This window comes from Pseudoselenomonas ruminis, assembly GCF_008271295.1.
Taxonomy (GTDB): Bacteria; Bacillota; Negativicutes; order Selenomonadales; family Selenomonadaceae; genus Selenomonas_A; species Selenomonas_A ruminis.
This window is the reverse complement of record NZ_VTOY01000002.1, coordinates 39,229-57,546: the sequence shown is the minus strand read 5'-3', so window position 1 is coordinate 57,546 and position 18,318 is coordinate 39,229. Positions and strand designations below refer to the sequence as shown.

Below are 18,318 nucleotides of genomic sequence, written 5' to 3'. Positions count from 1 at the left end.
AAGGGAGAGATATAAATGGCAGGAATGGTTTACTTGGTGGGGGCTGGCCCCGGGGATTATCGTTTGATCAGCCTTAAGGCAGTGGATTGCCTGAAACAGGCAGAAGTTGTCGTCTATGACCGTCTGGCTGATGACCGCATCCTCCAGTGGGCTCCTGATGATGCGGAGTATATCTACGTTGGCAAGGCATCGAGCAACCACACGATGAAGCAGGAGGATATCAATCAGCTGCTCGTCGACAAGGCCAGGGAGGGCAAATGTGTCGTGCGCCTCAAGGGCGGTGACCCGTTTGTCTTTGGCCGTGGCGGCGAGGAGGGCCTGTTGCTGCAGGAAAATGGCCTGCCGTTTGAGATTGTGCCGGGCATCACGTCGGCGATTTCGGTACCGGCCTATGCGGGCATTCCGGTCACGCATCGCGCAGTGGCGACCTCGTTTGCGGTCGTCACGGGCCATGAGGACCCGACTAAAGGCAAGAGCAATATGCGCTGGGAGCATCTGGCGACTGGCGTCGATACGCTCGTATTCCTGATGGGCGTAGCCAATCTGCCGCATATCACGGCCAAACTCATCGAAAACGGCCGTCCGGCCGACACGCCGGCTGCCGTCATCCGCTGGGGCACGAAGCCTGAGCAGCGCGTACTGATGACGACGGTCGGCACGGCCGCTGAAGATGTGGCCAAGGCCAATCTCAAGCCGCCGGCAATCTTCATCGTCGGCGATGTCGTCAACCTGCGTGAGAAACTCCAGTGGTTTGACGAGCCCAAGACGCATCCGTTGTTTGGCAAGACGGTTCTTGTCACGCGGGCGCGCAGTCAGGCGTCGAAACTCACGGCCCGCCTCGAGCAGCTCGGGGCCAAGGTCATCGAGACGCCGGCTATCCGCATCGAAGCACCGGCCGATGATTATGCGGCCATTGATGGGGCAATTGATAGGCTCAGTGACTATCAGTGGCTTATCTTTACGAGCACCAACGGCGTGGAGCATTTCTTTGCCCGTCTGCTGAAAGCCGGCAAGGACGCGCGTGCACTCGGTTATGCCAAGGTAGCGGCTATCGGCAGCGCCACGGCAGAAAAACTCAAGGGCTATGGCATCATCGCCGACGTCGTGCCGCAGGAATTCCGGGCAGAAGGCGTATTAGAGGCGCTCAAGGGCAAGCTGCCGCCGCATGCGAAGATACTGATTCCGCGTGCGCAGGAGGCAAGGGAAATCCTGCCCGAAAAACTCCGCGAGCAGGGAGCAGTGGTCGATGTGGCGCCCGTCTATCAGACGGTGGCAGCCGATGTTGACGGCGAGGCGCTCAAGGCGCAGCTCAAAAACGGCGAAATCGACCTCGTGACGTTCACGAGCTCTTCGACGGTGAAGAACCTTATCCGCATCGTGGGCTCGGCTGAGGCCCTGGCTGGTGTGAAGACGGCCGCTATCGGCCCCGTTACGGCTGAGACGGCGAAAACGAACGGCATCGAGCCTGATATCGTTGCCAATGAATACACGATTGATGGTCTCGTCGAGGCAATCAAGGCAAATATCTGATTCATAGGAGATGGATTTTATGTATACTCAGAAACTCCGTCCGCGCCGCATGCGCATTTCCCCGGCCATGCGTGCTATGGTTCGTGAGACGACTCTTTCCGCAAAGGATTTTGTTTATCCGCTGTTTGTCGTTCCGGGAGAAAATATCAAAGAAGAAATCCCGAGTATGCCGAACTGCTATCATCTGTCGGTTGATAATGCCGTAAAAGCAGCGCAGGAGTGCTGGGAGCTTGGCATCCCTTCCGTCGAGGTCTTTGGCCTGCCAGAATATAAGGATGAAGACGGCTCGAGTGCCTGGGATATGACAAGCCCGGTACAGCGCGCCATCAAGGCCATCAAGGAAGCCGTTCCGGAAATGATGGTCGTCGGCGATGTCTGCCTGTGCCAGTATACCTCCCATGGCCATTGTGGTCACCTGGAGGACCACTACGTCGATAACGATAAGACGCTCAAACTGTTGCAGAAGGTCGCGGTATCGCAGGCCAAGGCTGGTGCTGACATCGTCGCACCGTCCGATATGATGGACGGCCGGGTGGCTGCTATTCGCGAGGCTCTCGACGAGGCTGGTTATGTCAATGTGTCCATCATGAGCTATGCGGTCAAATACGCTTCGGGCTACTATGGTCCGTTCCGCGATGCAGCTGACAGTGCGCCGAGCTTTGGCGACCGCCGCCAGTATCAGATGGACCCGGCTAATGCGCATGAGGCCATCAAGGAAGTCGATCTCGATATTGCCGAGGGCGCGGATATCATCATGGTAAAACCGGCGCTGGCTTATCTTGATGTCGTGCGTCAGGTTCGCGACCATATCCATCATCCGGTCGCTGTCTACAACGTCAGCGGCGAGTATGCGATGGTCAAGGCGGCTGCTGCTAACGGCTGGATCGATGAGAAGCGCATCGTGCTCGAGACGCTTATGGGCATGAAGCGCGCTGGTGCCGATATCATCATCACATATCATGCCATTGATGCAGCCAAATGGCTCAAAGAAGAGGAGTAATCTATGCTGAATCTTGAAAAATCCGCTGCCGCATTTGCTGAGGCCAAAAAGCTGATGCCGGGCGGCGTCAACAGTCCGGTCCGTTCCTATGCCAGTGTCGACTGCAATCCGCCGTTCATCGCGCGGGCCGAAGGCGATAAGATTTACGACATCGATGGCAATGAGTACATCGATTATGTTGGCTCATGGGGCCCGATGGTCGTCGGCCATGCGCATCCGCAGGTCGTCAAAGCCCTGCAGGAGGCAGCAACGCGCGGCACGAGCTATGGCGCACCGACCTGCATCGAGTCCGAGCTGGCCAAGCTCGTCATGCAGGTCTACCCGTCGATTGAAGTCATCCGCATGGTAAATTCTGGCACCGAGGCGACGATGAGCGCGCTGCGCCTTGCGCGCGGTTATACGGGCCGGGAGAAGATCGTCAAATTCATCGGCTGCTATCACGGCCATAGCGACAGCCTGCTCGTCAATGCCGGTTCGGGCATGGCGACGTTTGGCGTGCCGAGCTCGCCGGGCGTCACGAAAGGAACGGCTCAGGACACGATTTCGGTGCCGTACAATGATGCCGAGGCCATCACGAAGGTCATGGATGAGATTGGCGACGAGATTGCAGCCGTCATCGTCGAGCCGGTGGCTGGCAACATGGGCTGCGTGCCGCCGAAACAGGGCTATCTGCGCACGCTGCGCAGCCTTACGGAAAAGCATGGCGCCCTGTTGATTTTCGATGAGGTCATGTGCGGGTTCCGTGCATCGTTAGGCGGTGCGCAGGCAGCTTATGGCATTACGCCCGATATCACCTGCCTTGGCAAAATCATCGGCGGCGGCCTGCCGGTTGCCGCTTATGGCGGACGCCGTGACATCATGCAGAAAGTTTCGCCGGCCGGCCCGGTTTATCAGGCAGGCACGCTTTCGGGCAACCCGCTGGCTATGACCGCAGGTCTTGAAACGCTCAAGATCATTACGGCTGAACCTGAGGAAGGCAAAGCCGATTACAGCCGTGAGCTCACGCTCAAGACGAAGAAGCTCCTGCTGGGCTGGCAGGAAAAGGCTAAGGAAGCCGGCGTCACGATTCAGGCGCATCAGGCTGGCTCGATGTTCGGCATCTTCTTCAACGACAACGATGTCTTTGATTATGAAGATTCCTGTGCCTCGGATCAGGAGGCCTTCAAGGTCTGGTTCAAGGCTATGCTCGAACAGGGCATTTATCTGGCTCCGTCGCAGTTTGAGACGCTCTTCATGAGTGGCGCTCATAGCGACGAGGATATTGACCGCACCATTGAAGCTTCGGCTGCTGCCTTCCAGGCTGTGGCTGACAGCAGAAAATAAAAGGATATGGGATTTATCGCCCATCGCTACGAAAGTCCGTCGGCAGTTAAAGCCGGCGGATTTTCGTTGTAGTGGAGCGAAATAAGAAATGGGAACAATTGGAAATAATAGTGAAATACAATAGGAATAACGAGAAGATGAATTGATATTATAGGAGGAAGGTCCTAGTAAAGTAGAGGGAGTTATGATGTTGATGGAGAGCATCGAGCCAGATAAAGGCTAGTATCACTATTAACGTGTATGTCTGTGAAGGGATAAATTAGGAAATTTAGGGAAAATAGTCATATTGTATCTCCTATTAATGTCATGTTAAGATAGATTAGAGTAAGGTAAGAAGGGAAATCGGATAGCAGAAGATAGGAGTGGGATAGAGTCTTGTCTAAGGATAGCTGGAAAGAGATGACCGATGAAGAAATAGTAGCATTGTATCAGCTGAATGGGGATGACCAGCTGGTTCAAATGATGTTGAAACGCTATGCACCAATGATTGGCGGCCAGACTCGTTGGAATTGTTTACGCAATATTGCCCAGGAGGATTTATACCAAGAAGGGCAGATTGGCTTCTTCAAGGCTATGCGCGATTATAAACCGGAAAAGAAGATTCCATTTGGTGTCTTTGCACAGCACTGTGTACGCTGTCAGTTCATCACGGCAGTAAAGGCTTTGCAGCGGCTTAAAAACCAGCCGCTTAATACGGCTTATTCACTGGATTATTCGATTGCCGAAGAGAGTGAGAACTACACCCTGCTGGATATTCTGGTCAGTGACGAATTGGAGGCAAATCCAGAGTTTTGCCTGGTGATGAAGGAAGACTATGAATTTTGCCAGTCGGTGGTAAGCAGAGAATTGACACCATTTGACTACCGTATCTTCCTGTCCTATGTGCGCGGGATGTCCTATCAGGAGATTGCCGATGAAATCGGTGGTTCCATTAAGAGTGTCGACAATGCCCTGCAGCGTTCCAAGCGCAAAATGCGCCGGCATATCATGGCAAAGCAGGACATCACGGTGGAGATGTTCCGGAATTATCTGGTAGTCCAGCAGCTGCTGATGATGACCGAGTGTGAGGACTCGCATGAAGATGAATTGGTGGCATTAAACCTGCAGGATATTCTGTTGCAGATAAGTGCCTGATGGATAGAAGAAAAGCCTCCGGCTGAGCCGGAGGCTTTTTCTATGTCATTTTACAATATGTTTTCCGCCGTAGTAACGCGGGGACCAGTAGCTGTTGGATAATTCATCAATGCGAACGCCTTTGCTAGAGCTGGCGTGGATGAATTGCCCATTGCCCAGATAAATGCCGCAGTGAGAGGCGCCGGGTTCATACGTGGTGAAGAAAACCAAATCGCCCGGGACAAGCTGGCGGCTGCTGGTCGTGCGCCGGCCGAGTTTATACTGTTCATCGGCTGTGCGGGGGATGGTGATTCCGTTCTGGGCAAAGACGTATTGCAGGTATCCCGAGCAGTCAAAGGCCTTGGGCGTGTCTCCGCCGAATTTGTAGGGGACGCCAATGTAGGATTTGGCCGTGCGGATAATGGCGTTTACCTTGCCGGGAGCAAGAATCGGCTGGTTATCTGGTGCCAGCTGCCCGCCACCGGTCGTTGGAACCGGAATCGGTTCAGGTTTGGGGACATTGCTGCCCCAGGTCCGTTTCTTGGCTTTTTGCAGAGCCCGCCAAGTGGCATTGTTGACGATTCCCGTGATGCGGATTTTTTGATCCCGCTGGAATTCGGCCACAGCGCGTTCGGTCTCATCGCCGTAGACACCATCAACGGAATGGATGGTATAGCCGACAGTCTTGAGTTTTTTCTGCAACAGCAGTACATCATGTCCGGTGGAACCGGAGCGAAGTGTAGGCGATGCCAGTACTGCGCCGGTCAGCATGACAAGCGACAGGCAGGTGACAATGCCGGTTCGAAGCAGCCGTGGTCGTTTCATAGTCGTCGTCCTTTCTGTTGTTTTCGGATTAAGCCTCGCGAACGTGGTCGAGTCCCTGACGCATGAGTTTTAGCACATGGTCATCGTCCAGGGAATAAAAAGCCTCTTTGCCCACTTTGCGGAATTTCACAAGACGGGCAGCACGAAGCACGCGCAGCTGATGCGAGATGGCGGATTGTCCCATCTGAAGTGCTTCGGCGATATCGCAGACGCAGAGCTCCTCTTCAGAAGCCAGCAGAGAGAGGAGTTTGATGCGGGTTTTATCTCCAAGTGTTTTAAAGACATCGGCCAATGCCAGACTGGTATCGTCATCAAGTTTATGGATGGCGCAGTCCTGCAACCGGTCCGGATGCGTGTGATAGACCTCGCAGAGGTCATCGTTAGCGGTATGATCGTCCATAAAATCCTCCCATTACATTCAATTATGTATATTATAGCAGTTTATTCTTTGAATCGGAATGAAAACTTTCGTCCCGGAGTGATGTACTGGAGCATGTTGACTTCGCTTTCCTCGACCATGGCGGCTACATTGGTTCGTGCATCGGCCTCCTGTGGCGTACGGATAATCTGAAGTTCGCCCATATAGCGCTTATAATCTGCGTTATCCAGCGTGACTGCGCCAATCGGCCGGATGATGGTATTGTCCGGCTGGATTTTCATGCCCATATCCTTTAGGATCAGGCGGCTTTCCTCGGCGCGGATGGCATCGCGGGCTTCGTCGGCCCGGGCTGTGAAGGTGTGGGACAGCAGCTCGCGCTGTACCGGGTCTTTAGTCAGGAGTTTGGCGCCCAGCGTGACCTGGTCATTGCTTAAGGAACCGATGGCGTGAAGTTCTTCATCGGTGGGAAGGCTGTCGGCAAGGAAGACGGAGTCGATTCCCAGGGCAATGAGGTGGCGGGAGGCGAGTTCAGCCGCTTCATCCCGATGGTCCTCCATAGTGGGGAGGCCATCCTGCAAAGGGCTTCGGCGGCGTCCCTGACTTGGGACAAAGGCGCCCGTCTTGATTTTCAGCTTGTGCAGCATCATGGTCTTGCGCACGAGGCATTCCTCGCTGATTCCCGTGCCACGGCGGGGGTAGAAGTTATGCAGGGCATCAATCTGGCGGAAGTTGGCCTGCATCTCTACCAAAGCACTGAGCAGTTTGCCCGTAATGGTTGAGGCATTGAGCTGGATGCGGATATCCTGCTTGTTGTGGGAGAGTTTTACAATTTCCTCGAGGCCAAAGCCGTAATCGAGCCGCAGCGTGGTGATTCCGAGCATGCGGAATGCCGAAGGCGAAAATTCCTTGATACCCAGCAAATCCATGGTGGCCGGAGAAATATCGGATATGATTTCCATATCGTGGCGGCGGGCTTCCCGCAGGAGCTCCGACAGCTCGCGTTTCAAGGCTTGGACGTTTGTCTCGGGGATATGCAGGGAGGTAAAGATACGGCGAAAGCCGCAGGCTGCGGCTTTATCGATGAGTTCGAGATTTTCTTCCAGGGTGTTATCAAGACCCGGGTAAATGGAAATACCATTGTTCATGAAATATTCCTTCTTTATCTGTTGATATTTGATGGTGCCGGGAGGTTATTCCTCGGCAGGATCGTCAAAGCCGAGCAGCCAGGTGGCGGCAAAGCCAGCCGCATAAGCTGTGACCAGCCCCAAGAGGTAAAGGGCGATATGGTCAGTACCAGCTGCCAGCGGCAGGCCGGAAATGCCAAGCGTAGCTGAGCCGATGCCAAAAGCTGCCTGAACAGCTCCGCCAAAAGCACCGCCAATGCAGGCACCGATAAAGGGCCGGCCCAGCGGGAAGGTCACACCGTAGATAAGCGGTTCGCCAATGCCCATGATGCCAACCGGAAGCGCTGAGGCAACGGTCTGCTTGAGGTGCTTGTTGTTGGTTTTGAAGTAAACGGCAAAGCTGGCACCGACCTGACCGGCTCCCGCCATGGCCAGGATAGGCAGCAGTATGGTTACGCCGTAACGGGCGAGCAGGTCGACGTGAATCGGGGTAAATGCCTGATGGAGCCCAAGCATGACGAGGGGCAGCCACAGGCCGCCAAGAACAAAGCCGGTGATGGCACCGCCGGCATTTATGGCAGTAGTTACCGTCTGGCCGATGAGGTCGGACAGAAAACCACCGAATGGCTGTAAAAACAGGATGGCAATTGTGCCGGTGATGAGGAAAGTAAAGAGTGGTACCAAAAACAGGCAGAACATCTCGGGGATAAGGCGGCGCAAGCGTTTCTCCACCAAGGCGCCAAGGGCGGCGATGAGCAGTACCGAAATGACTCCGCCGCGGCCGGGAACGAGCTGGGTACTGTTGAGAGTGATTCCTGCCAGCCCCGGATGGGTGATAAGTCCGCCGAGAATGCCGCCAAGGATAGGGGTGCCGCCAAATTCTTTGGCAGCATTGAAGCCGATGAAAAGATTCATCCCCCAGAAGATGACATTGCCAGCAACTGCGAGCAGCTGGAACCAGGCGGCAGCCGTTGCGGATGGGTCAGCCTTGGCAACGACGTTTAACAGGCCGCTGATAAGGCCGCAGGCGATAAAGGCTGGGATAAGCGGCACGAAAATGCTGGCGATTCGCTTGAAGAATAGTTTTACCGGCGTGGCGTTTTTAGCGCGGATTTGTGCATGAAGTTCTTTGCCATCGCCAATTTGTGGTTTTCTTTCGGCAGCAGCGGCCGGTTTCTCGCCTGAAGCAGAGCCGGCGTCCGCCGCAAGTTTTGAAAATTCGTCGGTGACATTATCCACGCGGCCAGGTCCTAAGATAATCTGTAATTCGTCCTCGTTTTGATTGACGCCAAGAACGCCCTCGATAGACTTCAGACGCTGCTCGATGTCTGGTGGTGTCTTTAAAAGTACCAGACGGAGGCGGGTCATACAGTGGTTTATGGTTTTGATGTTGTCAGCAGGTCCTGTAATCAGGAAAATCTGACTGGCGATTTTTTCATAGTTCATGCCTGTTTCTCCATTTCATGCAAGGCGCTGCCGAGTTTTCCTTCTGCCTTTTTTAGCAGCTCTCGTCCTTCCTCGGCACTGCAGCCTGTGAGTTGCAGCAGGATAGCGAGTTTTGCCCGTCCCTGCGCTTGGGCGAGTACCGCAATGGCTTCGTCGCGGCTGCAGCCTGTCGCTTCCATGACGATGCGGCGGGCCCGTTCCTCGAGTTTGAGGTTGGAGGTCTTTACATCGACCATGAGATTTCCGTAGACCTTGCCCAATTTTATCATGGTGCCAGTAGACAGCATATTGAGTACCAGTTTTTGTGCGGTGCCGGCTTTCATGCGGGTGCTGCCAGTGACAGCTTCTGGCCCGGTGATCGGGGTGATGGCAATATCGGCAAGTGCGGCTATTTGGGAATTTTCGCTGCAGGATAAGGCGATGGTCGGTGCCTTGATTTTTTTGGCGTATTCGATGCCGCCGATTACATAAGGCGTGCGCCCGGAGGCCGCGATGCCGACCAGCACATCACAGGCAGAAAAGCCGGCAGCGGTCAAATCCTTAGCGGCAAGGGCAGGATTGTCTTCGGCCCCTTCCTGGGCTTTGAAGATAGCCGGGGTTCCGCCGGCGATAAGCCCTTGTACCATTTCCGGAGCCGTTCCATAAGTGGGGGGGCATTCAACGGCGTCAAGGATGCCAAGCCGGCCGGAAGTACCAGCGCCGATATAAAAGAGGCGGCCGCCATTTTTGAGTCTCTCGGTGATGAGGTCGACAGCCTGGGCAATCTGTGGCAATACTTTTTCAACGGCCAATGGAACCTGCTGGTCTTCGCGATTGATGGCCGTCACCATTTCGAGGGTACTTAATTCATCAATATGGGAGGTATGGGGATTACGACGTTCGGTCGTAAGCTTATTTAATTGAATCATTGGAATCTCCTTTTTGTTGCACTTAGTACTAGTATAGCATATAACGCGAGGAAAGAGGAAAACGTTCGCTTTTGCCTGCATAAGAAAAACGGCTGCCGTTTGGCAGCCGCTTTATGGTTGGTTTAAATGGTTAGCAATATAAGGTTATGGTTTAGCCGACAACGCTCTGGCCAAAGTACACGATAAGGCCCATGACGATGACAAACGGAACGTAGTAGCGAACGGCAAATTTTAATAACTGGCCGTCGACGCCGGTGACACCAATCGAAGCAACGGCGATGGCAATGCTCTGTGGCGATACCATTTTACCAGCGCAGGCGCCCGTGGCATTCGCTGCGGCAATCCAGGCCTGGGCGGCCGGCGTTGCACCGATTGCCAGAGCAGAATCCGTCTGCAGCTTGCCGAACAGTACACAGCTCGACGTTGCCGAACCGGTGATGAACGTACCGATAGAGCCGATGAAGGCAGCAATGCACGGATAAGCAGTCCCCGTAGCAGCGACGGCCGTTTCGGCAATTTCGTGGGTCATGCCAGCATAACCCATGACTTTTGCCGTAGCGATGACGGCAATAATCGTAACAATCGTGAAACGAAGGTTGATGACGGTTTTCTTGAAGACGCTGAGCATCTCACCGATGCCAGCACCCTGAACGCTGCCACCGATGAAAGCAGCCAGCAGGATCAGGATACCCGGGGTAGCAACCCAGGTAAAGGTGTATGGTGTACCACCTTCGCCATCGTAAATGAGGACAGAAGTTTTGATGAGGTTAAGCGGATCATGAAGTGCCGGAACGAGTTTCGACGTAGCCAGCAGGAATACGAAGATGAGAATGAACGGCAGCCATGCTTTGAATCCGCCAGCAGCGGTAACCGGCTCCTCGTCATCATGGGAAGGCATAGCGTATTCCGGGTCGTTTACCGGGAACAGTTTTGCACAGCCGACAATGGCACCCATGGCACCGATGGCACCGGCGACAACAGCCAGTTCCGGGCCCATGAAGTGAGCGACAACCAGCTCCGGGATAAGGAAGCCGAGAGCTGCAGCAATGCACATGACGGTCATGCCCTTCAGTGCCTTGAGCTTGCCGCCACCAGCAACGATTGTCATAAGCGTCGGGCAGAGAATCGTCAGCGGAGCAAGCTGCAGGCAGGTGTAGGTTGCAAGCGTAGTCGGGTCATTGCCCGTGACGCTGCCGAGGGTTACCAGTGGAATACCGATGGAACCATAAGCAGTCGGTACCGAGTTGGCAATCAGGCAGACGGAGGCAGCCATAATCGGATTGATGCCGATACCGGCAAGCATGCCGGCCGGTATGGCGATAGCCGTACCAAAGCCAGCCATACCCTCGAGGAAACCGCCAAAGCCCCAGCCAATCAGGAGAATCAGCACGCGGCGGTCATGGCTGACCGAGGTGAGCATTTTCTTGATGACATCCATGCCTTTGGTGTGCAGGGAAAGGTTGTACGTGAAGATGGCGGCAATGATGACCAAAAGGATAGGCCAGCAAGCCAGGGCAACACCTTCAAGGAAAGCCTGGAAAGCGTGCAAAGCGGTCATGTCATAGAGCCCCATGCCGACAACAATCGAGATGAGGAGGGCCAGGAGGCAGGCCTTGTGACCGGGCATATGAAGGATGCTCAGCGCAACGACCAACCAAAGAATTGGGGACAGTGCGAGTAGAACCAAATGAGTTCATTCCTTTCTTTTGATGACAGAACATCGTGAAAAAATATTAAATATATAAATAAGATACTTCATTATATAAGCAGGTACTAAAAAAAGTCAATGCACCTGGTAAAAGGTTCTATTTTTAGAAAACTATGAATAACAATACAGTACGAGGGAAAGAAAAAGAACCCAGAGAAAAATGGGTTCCTTTTCGGTAGAAATACTATCAATAGAGGCGGTCGACTTCGTAACCATTCTTGTTTAATGCACCGATGATGCGATTGACATGGTCTTCGTTATGCGTTTCGACGGTGACCTCCAAAACAACTTTTTTGAAACTGTCGGTAACTTTGGCCTGGTTGTGATTGAGTTCGATGACATTGGCATTTTCTTCGGCCAGGATACGGGAGACATTAAGCAGCTGGCCCGGTTTATCCGGCAGCGGAACCGCAAAGCAAAATACGCGGCTGCGGGCAATCAGGGCTTTTTCAATCAGTGCGGAAATCATGGAAATGTCGATATTGCCGCCGCTGACGATAGCGGCAACTTTCTTTCCTTTGAACGGAAGCTTTGTCAATGCCGCCAGTGAGAGTACGCCGGCACCTTCCGCAATGAGTTTGTGTTTTTCAATCAGAGCAAGCAAAGCACCCATGATTTCCATTTCGGAAACTGTAATGATATCGTCGAGGTATTTTTTGCAGAATTCGAAGGTCAGTGTGCCGGCTGTCTTTACGGCACAACCGTCTGCTACCGTATCAGCACTGTCAAGGGTGATGATTTTGTCGTTGTCGAGGGCTGCTTTCATGCAGGCAGCGTTTTCCGGTTCGACACCGATGACCTGGATATCGGGATTGACGAGCTTGGTAGCCAGGGCAACGCCGGAGGCAAAACCGCCACCGCCAATCGGGACGAGGATAGCATCGATATCTTTGCAGGCATCGATGATTTCCAGCGCAGTCGTGCCCTGGCCCAGGAGAACCTGCAAATCGTTGAAGGGATGGATGTAGACATAACCGTATTTTTTCTGCAGTTTCAGGCTGTAGGCAAAGGCATCGTCGAACCCATCGCCATGCAGTACGACTTCTGCTCCGAGGGCTTTGGTGCCTTCAACCTTGAGAATCGGTGTGGTTGCTGGCATGCAGATGACTGCTTTTACCCCAAGTTTTTGGGCGGCATAGGCAACACCCTGGGCGTGGTTGCCGGCTGATGCAGTGATGACGCCTTTGGCCCGTTCTTCTTCCGTCAGCTGGCTTATTTTGTTATAAGCACCGCGCAGTTTGAAGGCGCCGGTATGCTGGAGGTTTTCCGGCTTTAAGAATACCTGGTTGCCGGACTGTTCCGAGAAAAAGTCGCTGGGAATCAGCGGCGTTTTCTTGACAACCCCTTCGAGCTGGCGGGCTGCTTGATAGACGCCGGAAATAGTCGTAGCGGCAACAATTTCCTGATTGGATGGGGCGGCTGGTTCTTTTTTCGGCATGGAAAAGGCCTCCTTGATAAATACAGATATATTATTAAATAAGAATGTAGTTACAGTGATATCGATGAAATATCGATAAATATCCCGTAAATGTTTAATAAAGTTTATCATCTTTTTACAATTATTGTCAACGAGATTTTGCCCGAGAAAAATTTCGATAGTTTTATAAAAATTAGAGGAATTTTGTGGAAATTCAGCGAACTATACAGTATAAGACTCACGGGGGAGGAATCCAGATGAAGAAACTTACCCGTATCCTTGTTCCTGTTGATGCGTCAGAGGGGGCTGAGCGGGCGGTAGATTTCGCTGTATCATTGGCGGAACCTACAGGAGCAGTGCTCGATATTCTGCATGTTTCCTATTTTGATAAGGATACAGATGCAGAAGAAGAGTCCTGGCTGCCCGAGGCGATAGCTGGTTCTGTCGGTGCAATGGAGAAGGAGGCATTGGAACGAGCGAGGAAGCATGTTCCGCCTTCGGTTACGGCAGAGTATCATCGTCGGACAGGCATCCCTGCTGATGAGATTTTGCGTTTTGCGCAGGAAGAGCAGACAGGACTTATCGTGGTCGGCTGCCGTGGGCTTGGTTTTATGAAGGGGCTTTTGCTCGGAAGTGTCAGCCAGGAAATTGTCGAACGGGCAGAAGTTTCTGTGGCAGTGGCCAGATAATGGAAAGCATTTTACCAAGGGGGTAATACTATGATGAAGAATATCCTTGTACCAGTAGATGGCTCGGAAGGTTCGGACCGTGCCGTTGCGCAGGCTATTGCGTTAGCGGAAGCCTGCGAAGCTAAGTTGAACTTTCTGTATGTAGCAAACATTAACCAGTTGGCAATCAATGCCTGCTTGTCCGATGCAATTCTGGAAGCAGTAACAAAAGCCGGTAATGTCATTTTGGACCGTGCGATGCAGATGGTTCCGTCGGATGTTGAAAAGGAAGCATTCTCGGAAACGGGTTCGCCGGCTGTCGTCATCCTCGACTTTGCTGCCAGCAACGATATGGACCTCATCGTTATGGGCAGCCGCGGTCTTGGCGTAGTCAAAGGTGTTCTCTTGGGCAGTGTCAGCCAGTACATCGTTGAACAGTCGAAGTGCCCGGTACTGGTCGTAAAATAAGAATCCTTGTATTAAAGTTCCATATAAAAACACGGATAATGATGGAGGATAGTCCATTCATTATCCGTGTTTTTTATTCGTTTTCATAGAGAAGTTTTAGCTTCCCGTTTTTTCGCCAGGCATTCATATCGATGACGCGTTGATTGCGGCTGCCGCGGAAACTCAGGGTTAGGTCGCGTTGTGCTTCGAGGTATTTTCCGTCTACCAACACATCAATCTCTGCAAGCAATGCGTTGATGGCAGGATTACGGCGGGCGATGAGTTCTTCGAGGGTGTAGCCGCTGTAGCTCCAGACATCAAGGCCGCGGGCGTGGACGTCTTTGGCAAGGCGTGTGAGCGGGGCTGGCTGCATAAAGGGTTCGCCGCCGCTGAAGGTTACCCCGGAAAGAAGTGGGTTTTTTTCGATTTCTGCCAGGATGGCCTCAGGTGTTGTTTCCCGTCCGCCTTGGAAATCATGGGTGTCGGGGTTATGGCAGCCGGGGCAGTGATGGGGACACCCTTGGGTGAATACGGTGAGCCGCATGCCTTCGCCGTCGACAACGGAGTCGTCAACAATGCCGGCGATTCTGAGTTTCATGGAGGAAGACTTCCTTTCATAGAAAAACCTTCCTCATTGAGGAAGGTTTTTCGTGATTGTGTTTTTAGTGCCGCATTCCATGTTTTACACGGTCATGTTCTTCGGCGCGTTTGGCATCGTTCCAGCGGTCAATGGTGCCGACCAGATAGCCGGTGATGCGGCGGATGCGTTCGAATTTCTGCGGCTGAAGGACGTAATCGATGTTGACATCGTCATTGCCAGCAGCTGAAATATGCAGCGTATCGAGCTTTTCATTGGTCTCGTTTTCTACATAGTCAATATAATTCACAATTTCCTGTTCGGAAACGTCGTTTAAACCCTCTACAGTTACTTCGATGCCATTTACTATCATGTAGTCCACCTGTCCTTCTATTTATTGTAATCGTGCTTATTTATAAATACTGATGCAAGTAATGGTTCTTCTTTCGCTTGCAAGGAAATTATACAATATATATGGTGCTAGAGTCAATAGAAATACTACATATAGTTGTTTTTGCAGCTGCCATGCACAGGCTTATCCACAAGGAAATCTTGTATTATATCCGACAAAATGATAGTTTATGCAGGAATTCCTTTTGGAAAATGAAGCAGGAATATAGGATCTTGGCGCTTCTTTCAATGTGGCGAGATTTCACTGCTGAATAAACTTTCCTGCCGAAAAAAGTTATCCACAATTGGTCATTGGGGATAATTGTTTGCCTGGATAACGGTGCGAATTGGATAGGGAATCTCAATCCCTTCTTCGCGATAGCGTTTGGTAAGGGCTTTAATAAATTCATGTTTGAGCAGGAACTGATGGTCAAAACGGCTGGAATGCATGACAACATTGAAGTTGATACTGGAATCGCCAAACGTATGGAAGCGGACCGCGGGCTTTATTTTCACATCTTTGTCGACTTGCTTGAGGATGGCTTCGGCAACTTCAACCGTTACGCGTTCGACCTGTTCAAGGTCGCTGTCATAGGCCACGCCAATGGGAATACGGATGACGATGTCGCGGCGGGGCATGCTGAAATTGGTAATATTGGATGAGGCGATTTTCTGGTTTGGTACGACTACCATATTGGCATCGCCGGCCGGAACAATGGTCGTGAAGCGCCAGGTGATGTCAGTAACGCGGCCTTCCTCGCCGGTGCTCAGGCGGATGTAATCCCCGATGCGAAGCTGTTTGGAAAGAATCAGATGCAGGCCGGAGAAGATGTTGGCCAGCGTTTCCTGCAGGGAGAGGGCGACGGCCATACCACCGACGCCCAGGGCAGTCAGGATGGGGGCAATGGAAATTCCGTAATATTGAAGAATGACGAGGAATCCCATCGCATAGATGATGCCGTTGACGATGGCGTTCAGCAAGGTGGTCTTGGGCATTTTCTGTTCCGAGCGTTCGATTTGCATGTCGATGATGCCATTTACCGTACGGGCGATGACCCGCGTAATCGACAGGATGATGACGGTGAACAGAATATAGGAGAAAATTTTGACCAGTGGTTCGCTGAGATGGCTGGTGTTGACAATCCAATAGAGACCGACAACGAGACAGAGGGAAATCGGCACGCCGCGGAGCGCGTTGACAAAGATGAATTGCCAGGTAGTTTCCTCGGTAGAGAGGTGGCGGGAAACGCGCTGGTGAATGATGCGGTTGATGGTGATACCGGCTGTCAGGGAAGCGGCGAGAATGCAGCCGGGCAGAATAAGCATTTCCAAAAGATGAGCCCAGTCAATCCAGGACATCCATTCCATAGTGGACAAAATAAAACCCCCTTGTTATATAACAGTGATTGAATCACTTGAACTCGAAAATACAATTATTATACTATATAATAGGAAAAAGAAAAATAAAAATAGGAATGGAGCGGTAGTATGGCAGAAATCCTGCACGTTGGGGAACGCCTTCGCTTGCGGAAGGCAGATATATCCGACCTTGATTATATTATGAAACTGGAATATGAACCAGAGAATTTAAAGTTTATCGTGCCGTTTGACCGGGATTTTCATACGAAGTTAATCCACGAAGGAAAAGCGGCCATCGACATTATCGTTGAGGAAAAGGAGACAGGAACGCCTGTCGGGTATCTGATGATAAACGGGCTGCTTACTGAGGCGAAGGAAATCGAGTGGACGCATGTCATCATCGAGAAAAAAGGTGTTGGCTATGGCCATGAGGCGATGAAGCTGTTGAAGGCCTGGTCGTTTGAGGATTTGAAATTCCATCGTGCCTGGATGGACTGCAAGGACTATAACGCGCGGGCGCTGCATCTCTATGAATCGGAAGGAATGGTGCGTGAAGGACTGATTCGTGAGACGATTATAACAAATGGCGTATATGAAAATCTCGTGGTACTTGGAATTCTTGATCGCGAATATGAGGCGCGCAAGGCTAAGGGGCTGGAACTAACAGCACAGTAAGAAGAAAATAGTGAAATAGAAAGACAAGAATAGGACACATGCTTAAGAAACAAGATGAAATCCGTTTTGTTTCGAGACATGTGTCCTTTTATTGCAAGCCGGAAAGCGATACAATAATAACAACCTAAGATAAGATTAAGAACAGTAATCGTCAGACAATTATAAACATAACGAACTGTTTTTGGTATGGGAGGTCTTTTTTATGAGTAAATTCAAACGTGCCTTTATTATTGTGCTGGACAGCTATGGTATTGGCCGTGAGCCGGATGCACCGGAGTTTGGTGATGATGTATGCAATACGTTGAAATCTATTGCTGCTTCACCGAAATATGACACGCCGAATATGAAGAAACTCGGCCTGTTCAACATCGATGGTGTTGACTGCGGAACTCCGGAAGCAGCACCGATTGGCAGCTTTGCCCGCCTGCGTGAGCTTTCCCGCGGCAAGGATACGACCATCGGTCATTGGGAAATTTCTGGTATCGTATCGGAGCGCCCGCTGCCGACTTATCCCGATGGTTTCCCGGCTGATTTGATTGCGAAACTCGAGAAAGCCTTCGGCAAAAAAATCCTCTGCAACAAACCGTATTCTGGTACGGCTGTCATTCATGACTATGGCCGTGAGCAGGAAGAAACTGGCGGCTTGATTGTTTATACGTCGGCTGACAGCGTATTCCAGATCGCTGCTAACGAAGCCGATGTGCCGGTTGAAGAGCTCTATGGCTACTGCAAGACGGCGCGTGAGATGCTGCAGGGCGAGCATGGCGTAGGCCGTGTCATTGCCCGTCCGTATGTGGGCAGTTATCCGGATTACACGCGCACGTCCCGCCGCCATGATTTCTCGCTGGACCCGACAGGCGATACGATGATGGATGCTCTGCAGCGCAAAGGCCTCGATACTATTGGCGTTGGCAAGATTTCCGATATCTTTGCCGGCCGCAGCATCAGCCGCAGCCTGGGCATCAACAAAGACAATGTCGATGGCATGGAAAAGACGCTCAAGGTTATGGACGAAGATTTCACGGGCCTTTGCTTCGTAAATCTCGTTGACTTCGATATGCAGTACGGTCATCGCCGCAACATCGATGGCTATGCTGAGGCAGCAACGGTATTTGACCGTCAGCTGGGCGAGTTCATGGCGAAGATGAAAGATGACGATGTGCTGATGATTACGGCTGACCATGGCTGTGACCCGGGAGCACCGGGAACGGACCATACGCGTGAGTATGTGCCGCTCATGATTTACGGCAAGCATATCAAAGAGGGCGTCAACCTCGGCACGTATCCGACGTTTGCCATGATTGGTGCAACGATTTCGGATATGTTTGACTGCGACCTCAAGACCAAAGGTGAGAGCCTGCTGCCACGCATCATAAAAGACTAAACGTATCAATAGGGAGGGGAGCACAGCTCCCCTATACATAAAGGA

Annotated in this window: 18 protein-coding genes; 8 read left to right on the top strand and 10 right to left on the bottom strand. The window is 52.1% G+C overall.

Annotated elements, in window-relative coordinates; translation table 11 throughout:
- Positions 1-15 precede the first annotated feature (15 nt).
- The 4 genes from cobA to FZ040_RS03895 all read left to right on the top strand — a co-directional run bounded on the left by cobA (position 16) and on the right by FZ040_RS03895 (position 4,987).
- Positions 16-1,530 (top strand): uroporphyrinogen-III C-methyltransferase, encoded by a 1,515-nt coding sequence (gene cobA / locus FZ040_RS03910; RefSeq protein ID WP_149170814.1) that lies wholly within the window; start codon positions 16-18, stop codon positions 1,528-1,530.
- A 19-nt stretch (positions 1,531-1,549) separates the two neighbouring features.
- Positions 1,550-2,530, top strand: a complete 981-nt coding sequence (gene hemB / locus FZ040_RS03905) for a porphobilinogen synthase (protein WP_149170813.1) — start codon at positions 1,550-1,552, stop codon at positions 2,528-2,530.
- 3 nt (positions 2,531-2,533) lie between these two features.
- A complete protein-coding gene (hemL, locus tag FZ040_RS03900; RefSeq protein WP_149170812.1) occupies positions 2,534-3,853 on the top strand; it encodes a glutamate-1-semialdehyde 2,1-aminomutase in 1,320 nt (439 codons plus the stop codon).
- A 375-nt stretch (positions 3,854-4,228) separates the two neighbouring features.
- Complete coding sequence (locus FZ040_RS03895) at positions 4,229-4,987, top strand: sigma-70 family RNA polymerase sigma factor (RefSeq protein WP_149170811.1); 759 nt, start codon at positions 4,229-4,231, stop codon at positions 4,985-4,987.
- 45 nt (positions 4,988-5,032) lie between these two features.
- Here FZ040_RS03895 and FZ040_RS03890 read toward each other — a convergent pair whose 3' ends face one another.
- The 7 genes from FZ040_RS03890 to ilvA form a co-directional block, all read right to left on the bottom strand.
- On the bottom strand, positions 5,033-5,791 hold the full coding sequence (locus FZ040_RS03890) for a C40 family peptidase (protein WP_149170810.1): 759 nt from the start codon (positions 5,789-5,791) through the stop codon (positions 5,033-5,035).
- Positions 5,792-5,819: 28 nt separating this feature from the next.
- Positions 5,820-6,191 carry an ArsR/SmtB family transcription factor gene (locus FZ040_RS03885; RefSeq protein WP_149170809.1) on the bottom strand — a complete coding sequence of 124 codons (372 nt, stop codon included), beginning with the start codon at positions 6,189-6,191 and terminating at the stop codon, positions 5,820-5,822.
- Between the two features lie 41 nt (positions 6,192-6,232).
- Positions 6,233-7,315: a DUF871 domain-containing protein gene (locus FZ040_RS03880; protein WP_149170808.1), complete on the bottom strand. Its 1,083-nt coding sequence runs from the start codon at positions 7,313-7,315 to the stop codon at positions 6,233-6,235.
- 45 nt (positions 7,316-7,360) lie between these two features.
- The gene (locus tag FZ040_RS03875) at positions 7,361-8,740 is read right to left on the bottom strand and encodes a PTS transporter subunit EIIC (RefSeq protein WP_149170807.1); all 1,380 of its coding nucleotides are present in this window, start codon (positions 8,738-8,740) and stop codon (positions 7,361-7,363) included.
- Complete coding sequence (murQ, locus tag FZ040_RS03870; RefSeq protein ID WP_149170806.1) at positions 8,737-9,648, bottom strand: N-acetylmuramic acid 6-phosphate etherase; 912 nt, start codon at positions 9,646-9,648, stop codon at positions 8,737-8,739. Before murQ ends, FZ040_RS03875 begins: the two co-directional genes overlap by 4 nt.
- Positions 9,649-9,799: 151 nt before the next feature.
- Entirely contained in the window at positions 9,800-11,335 is a 1,536-nt protein-coding gene (locus tag FZ040_RS03865; protein WP_149170805.1) for an L-lactate permease, read from the bottom strand.
- A 208-nt stretch (positions 11,336-11,543) separates the two neighbouring features.
- Positions 11,544-12,794, bottom strand: a complete 1,251-nt coding sequence (gene ilvA / locus FZ040_RS03860) for a threonine ammonia-lyase (protein WP_149170804.1) — start codon at positions 12,792-12,794, stop codon at positions 11,544-11,546.
- Between the two features lie 236 nt (positions 12,795-13,030).
- Here ilvA and FZ040_RS03855 point away from each other — a divergent pair, with 236 nt between their 5' ends.
- Entirely contained in the window at positions 13,031-13,462 is a 432-nt protein-coding gene (locus FZ040_RS03855; RefSeq protein WP_149170803.1) for a universal stress protein, read from the top strand.
- Between the two features lie 30 nt (positions 13,463-13,492).
- Positions 13,493-13,909 (top strand): universal stress protein, encoded by a 417-nt coding sequence (locus FZ040_RS03850; protein WP_033169968.1) that lies wholly within the window; start codon positions 13,493-13,495, stop codon positions 13,907-13,909.
- Positions 13,910-13,982: 73 nt separating this feature from the next.
- Here the strand turns inward: FZ040_RS03850 and nrdG are convergent, their stop codons facing one another.
- From nrdG to FZ040_RS03835, 3 genes are all read right to left on the bottom strand, one after another.
- The gene (gene nrdG, locus FZ040_RS03845) at positions 13,983-14,486 is read right to left on the bottom strand and encodes an anaerobic ribonucleoside-triphosphate reductase activating protein (protein WP_149170802.1); all 504 of its coding nucleotides are present in this window, start codon (positions 14,484-14,486) and stop codon (positions 13,983-13,985) included.
- Positions 14,487-14,550: 64 nt separating this feature from the next.
- Positions 14,551-14,838 (bottom strand): anaerobic ribonucleoside-triphosphate reductase, encoded by a 288-nt coding sequence (gene nrdD, locus FZ040_RS03840; RefSeq protein ID WP_149170801.1) that lies wholly within the window; start codon positions 14,836-14,838, stop codon positions 14,551-14,553.
- A 326-nt stretch (positions 14,839-15,164) separates the two neighbouring features.
- Positions 15,165-16,223: a mechanosensitive ion channel family protein gene (locus FZ040_RS03835; RefSeq protein ID WP_149171066.1), complete on the bottom strand. Its 1,059-nt coding sequence runs from the start codon at positions 16,221-16,223 to the stop codon at positions 15,165-15,167.
- Between the two features lie 120 nt (positions 16,224-16,343).
- On the opposite strand from FZ040_RS03835, the gene FZ040_RS03830 reads away from it, so the two are divergent.
- Complete coding sequence (locus FZ040_RS03830) at positions 16,344-16,889, top strand: GNAT family N-acetyltransferase (RefSeq protein ID WP_149170800.1); 546 nt, start codon at positions 16,344-16,346, stop codon at positions 16,887-16,889.
- 202 nt (positions 16,890-17,091) lie between these two features.
- The gene (locus FZ040_RS03825) at positions 17,092-18,273 is read left to right on the top strand and encodes a phosphopentomutase (protein WP_149170799.1); all 1,182 of its coding nucleotides are present in this window, start codon (positions 17,092-17,094) and stop codon (positions 18,271-18,273) included.
- Positions 18,274-18,318 lie beyond the last annotated feature (45 nt).

Excerpts from the sequence above, each read along its gene's own strand:
- cobA (WP_149170814.1), top strand. The coding sequence starts at position 16 with ATGGCAGGAATGGTTTACTTGGTGGGGGCTGGCCCCGGGGATTATCGT.
- hemB (WP_149170813.1), top strand. The coding sequence starts at position 1,550 with ATGTATACTCAGAAACTCCGTCCGCGCCGCATGCGCATTTCCCCGGCC.
- hemL (WP_149170812.1), top strand. The coding sequence starts at position 2,534 with ATGCTGAATCTTGAAAAATCCGCTGCCGCATTTGCTGAGGCCAAAAAG.
- FZ040_RS03890 (WP_149170810.1), bottom strand. The coding sequence starts at position 5,791 with ATGAAACGACCACGGCTGCTTCGAACCGGCATTGTCACCTGCCTGTCG.
- FZ040_RS03885 (WP_149170809.1), bottom strand. The coding sequence starts at position 6,191 with ATGGACGATCATACCGCTAACGATGACCTCTGCGAGGTCTATCACACG.
- FZ040_RS03880 (WP_149170808.1), bottom strand. The coding sequence starts at position 7,315 with ATGAACAATGGTATTTCCATTTACCCGGGTCTTGATAACACCCTGGAA.
- FZ040_RS03875 (WP_149170807.1), bottom strand. The coding sequence starts at position 8,740 with ATGAACTATGAAAAAATCGCCAGTCAGATTTTCCTGATTACAGGACCT.
- murQ (WP_149170806.1), bottom strand. The coding sequence starts at position 9,648 with ATGATTCAATTAAATAAGCTTACGACCGAACGTCGTAATCCCCATACC.
- ilvA (WP_149170804.1), bottom strand. The coding sequence starts at position 12,794 with ATGCCGAAAAAAGAACCAGCCGCCCCATCCAATCAGGAAATTGTTGCC.
- FZ040_RS03855 (WP_149170803.1), top strand. The coding sequence starts at position 13,031 with ATGAAGAAACTTACCCGTATCCTTGTTCCTGTTGATGCGTCAGAGGGG.
- FZ040_RS03850 (WP_033169968.1), top strand. The coding sequence starts at position 13,493 with ATGATGAAGAATATCCTTGTACCAGTAGATGGCTCGGAAGGTTCGGAC.
- nrdG (WP_149170802.1), bottom strand. The coding sequence starts at position 14,486 with ATGAAACTCAGAATCGCCGGCATTGTTGACGACTCCGTTGTCGACGGC.
- nrdD (WP_149170801.1), bottom strand. The coding sequence starts at position 14,838 with ATGATAGTAAATGGCATCGAAGTAACTGTAGAGGGTTTAAACGACGTT.
- FZ040_RS03835 (WP_149171066.1), bottom strand. The coding sequence starts at position 16,223 with ATGGAATGGATGTCCTGGATTGACTGGGCTCATCTTTTGGAAATGCTT.
- FZ040_RS03830 (WP_149170800.1), top strand. The coding sequence starts at position 16,344 with ATGGCAGAAATCCTGCACGTTGGGGAACGCCTTCGCTTGCGGAAGGCA.
- FZ040_RS03825 (WP_149170799.1), top strand. The coding sequence starts at position 17,092 with ATGAGTAAATTCAAACGTGCCTTTATTATTGTGCTGGACAGCTATGGT.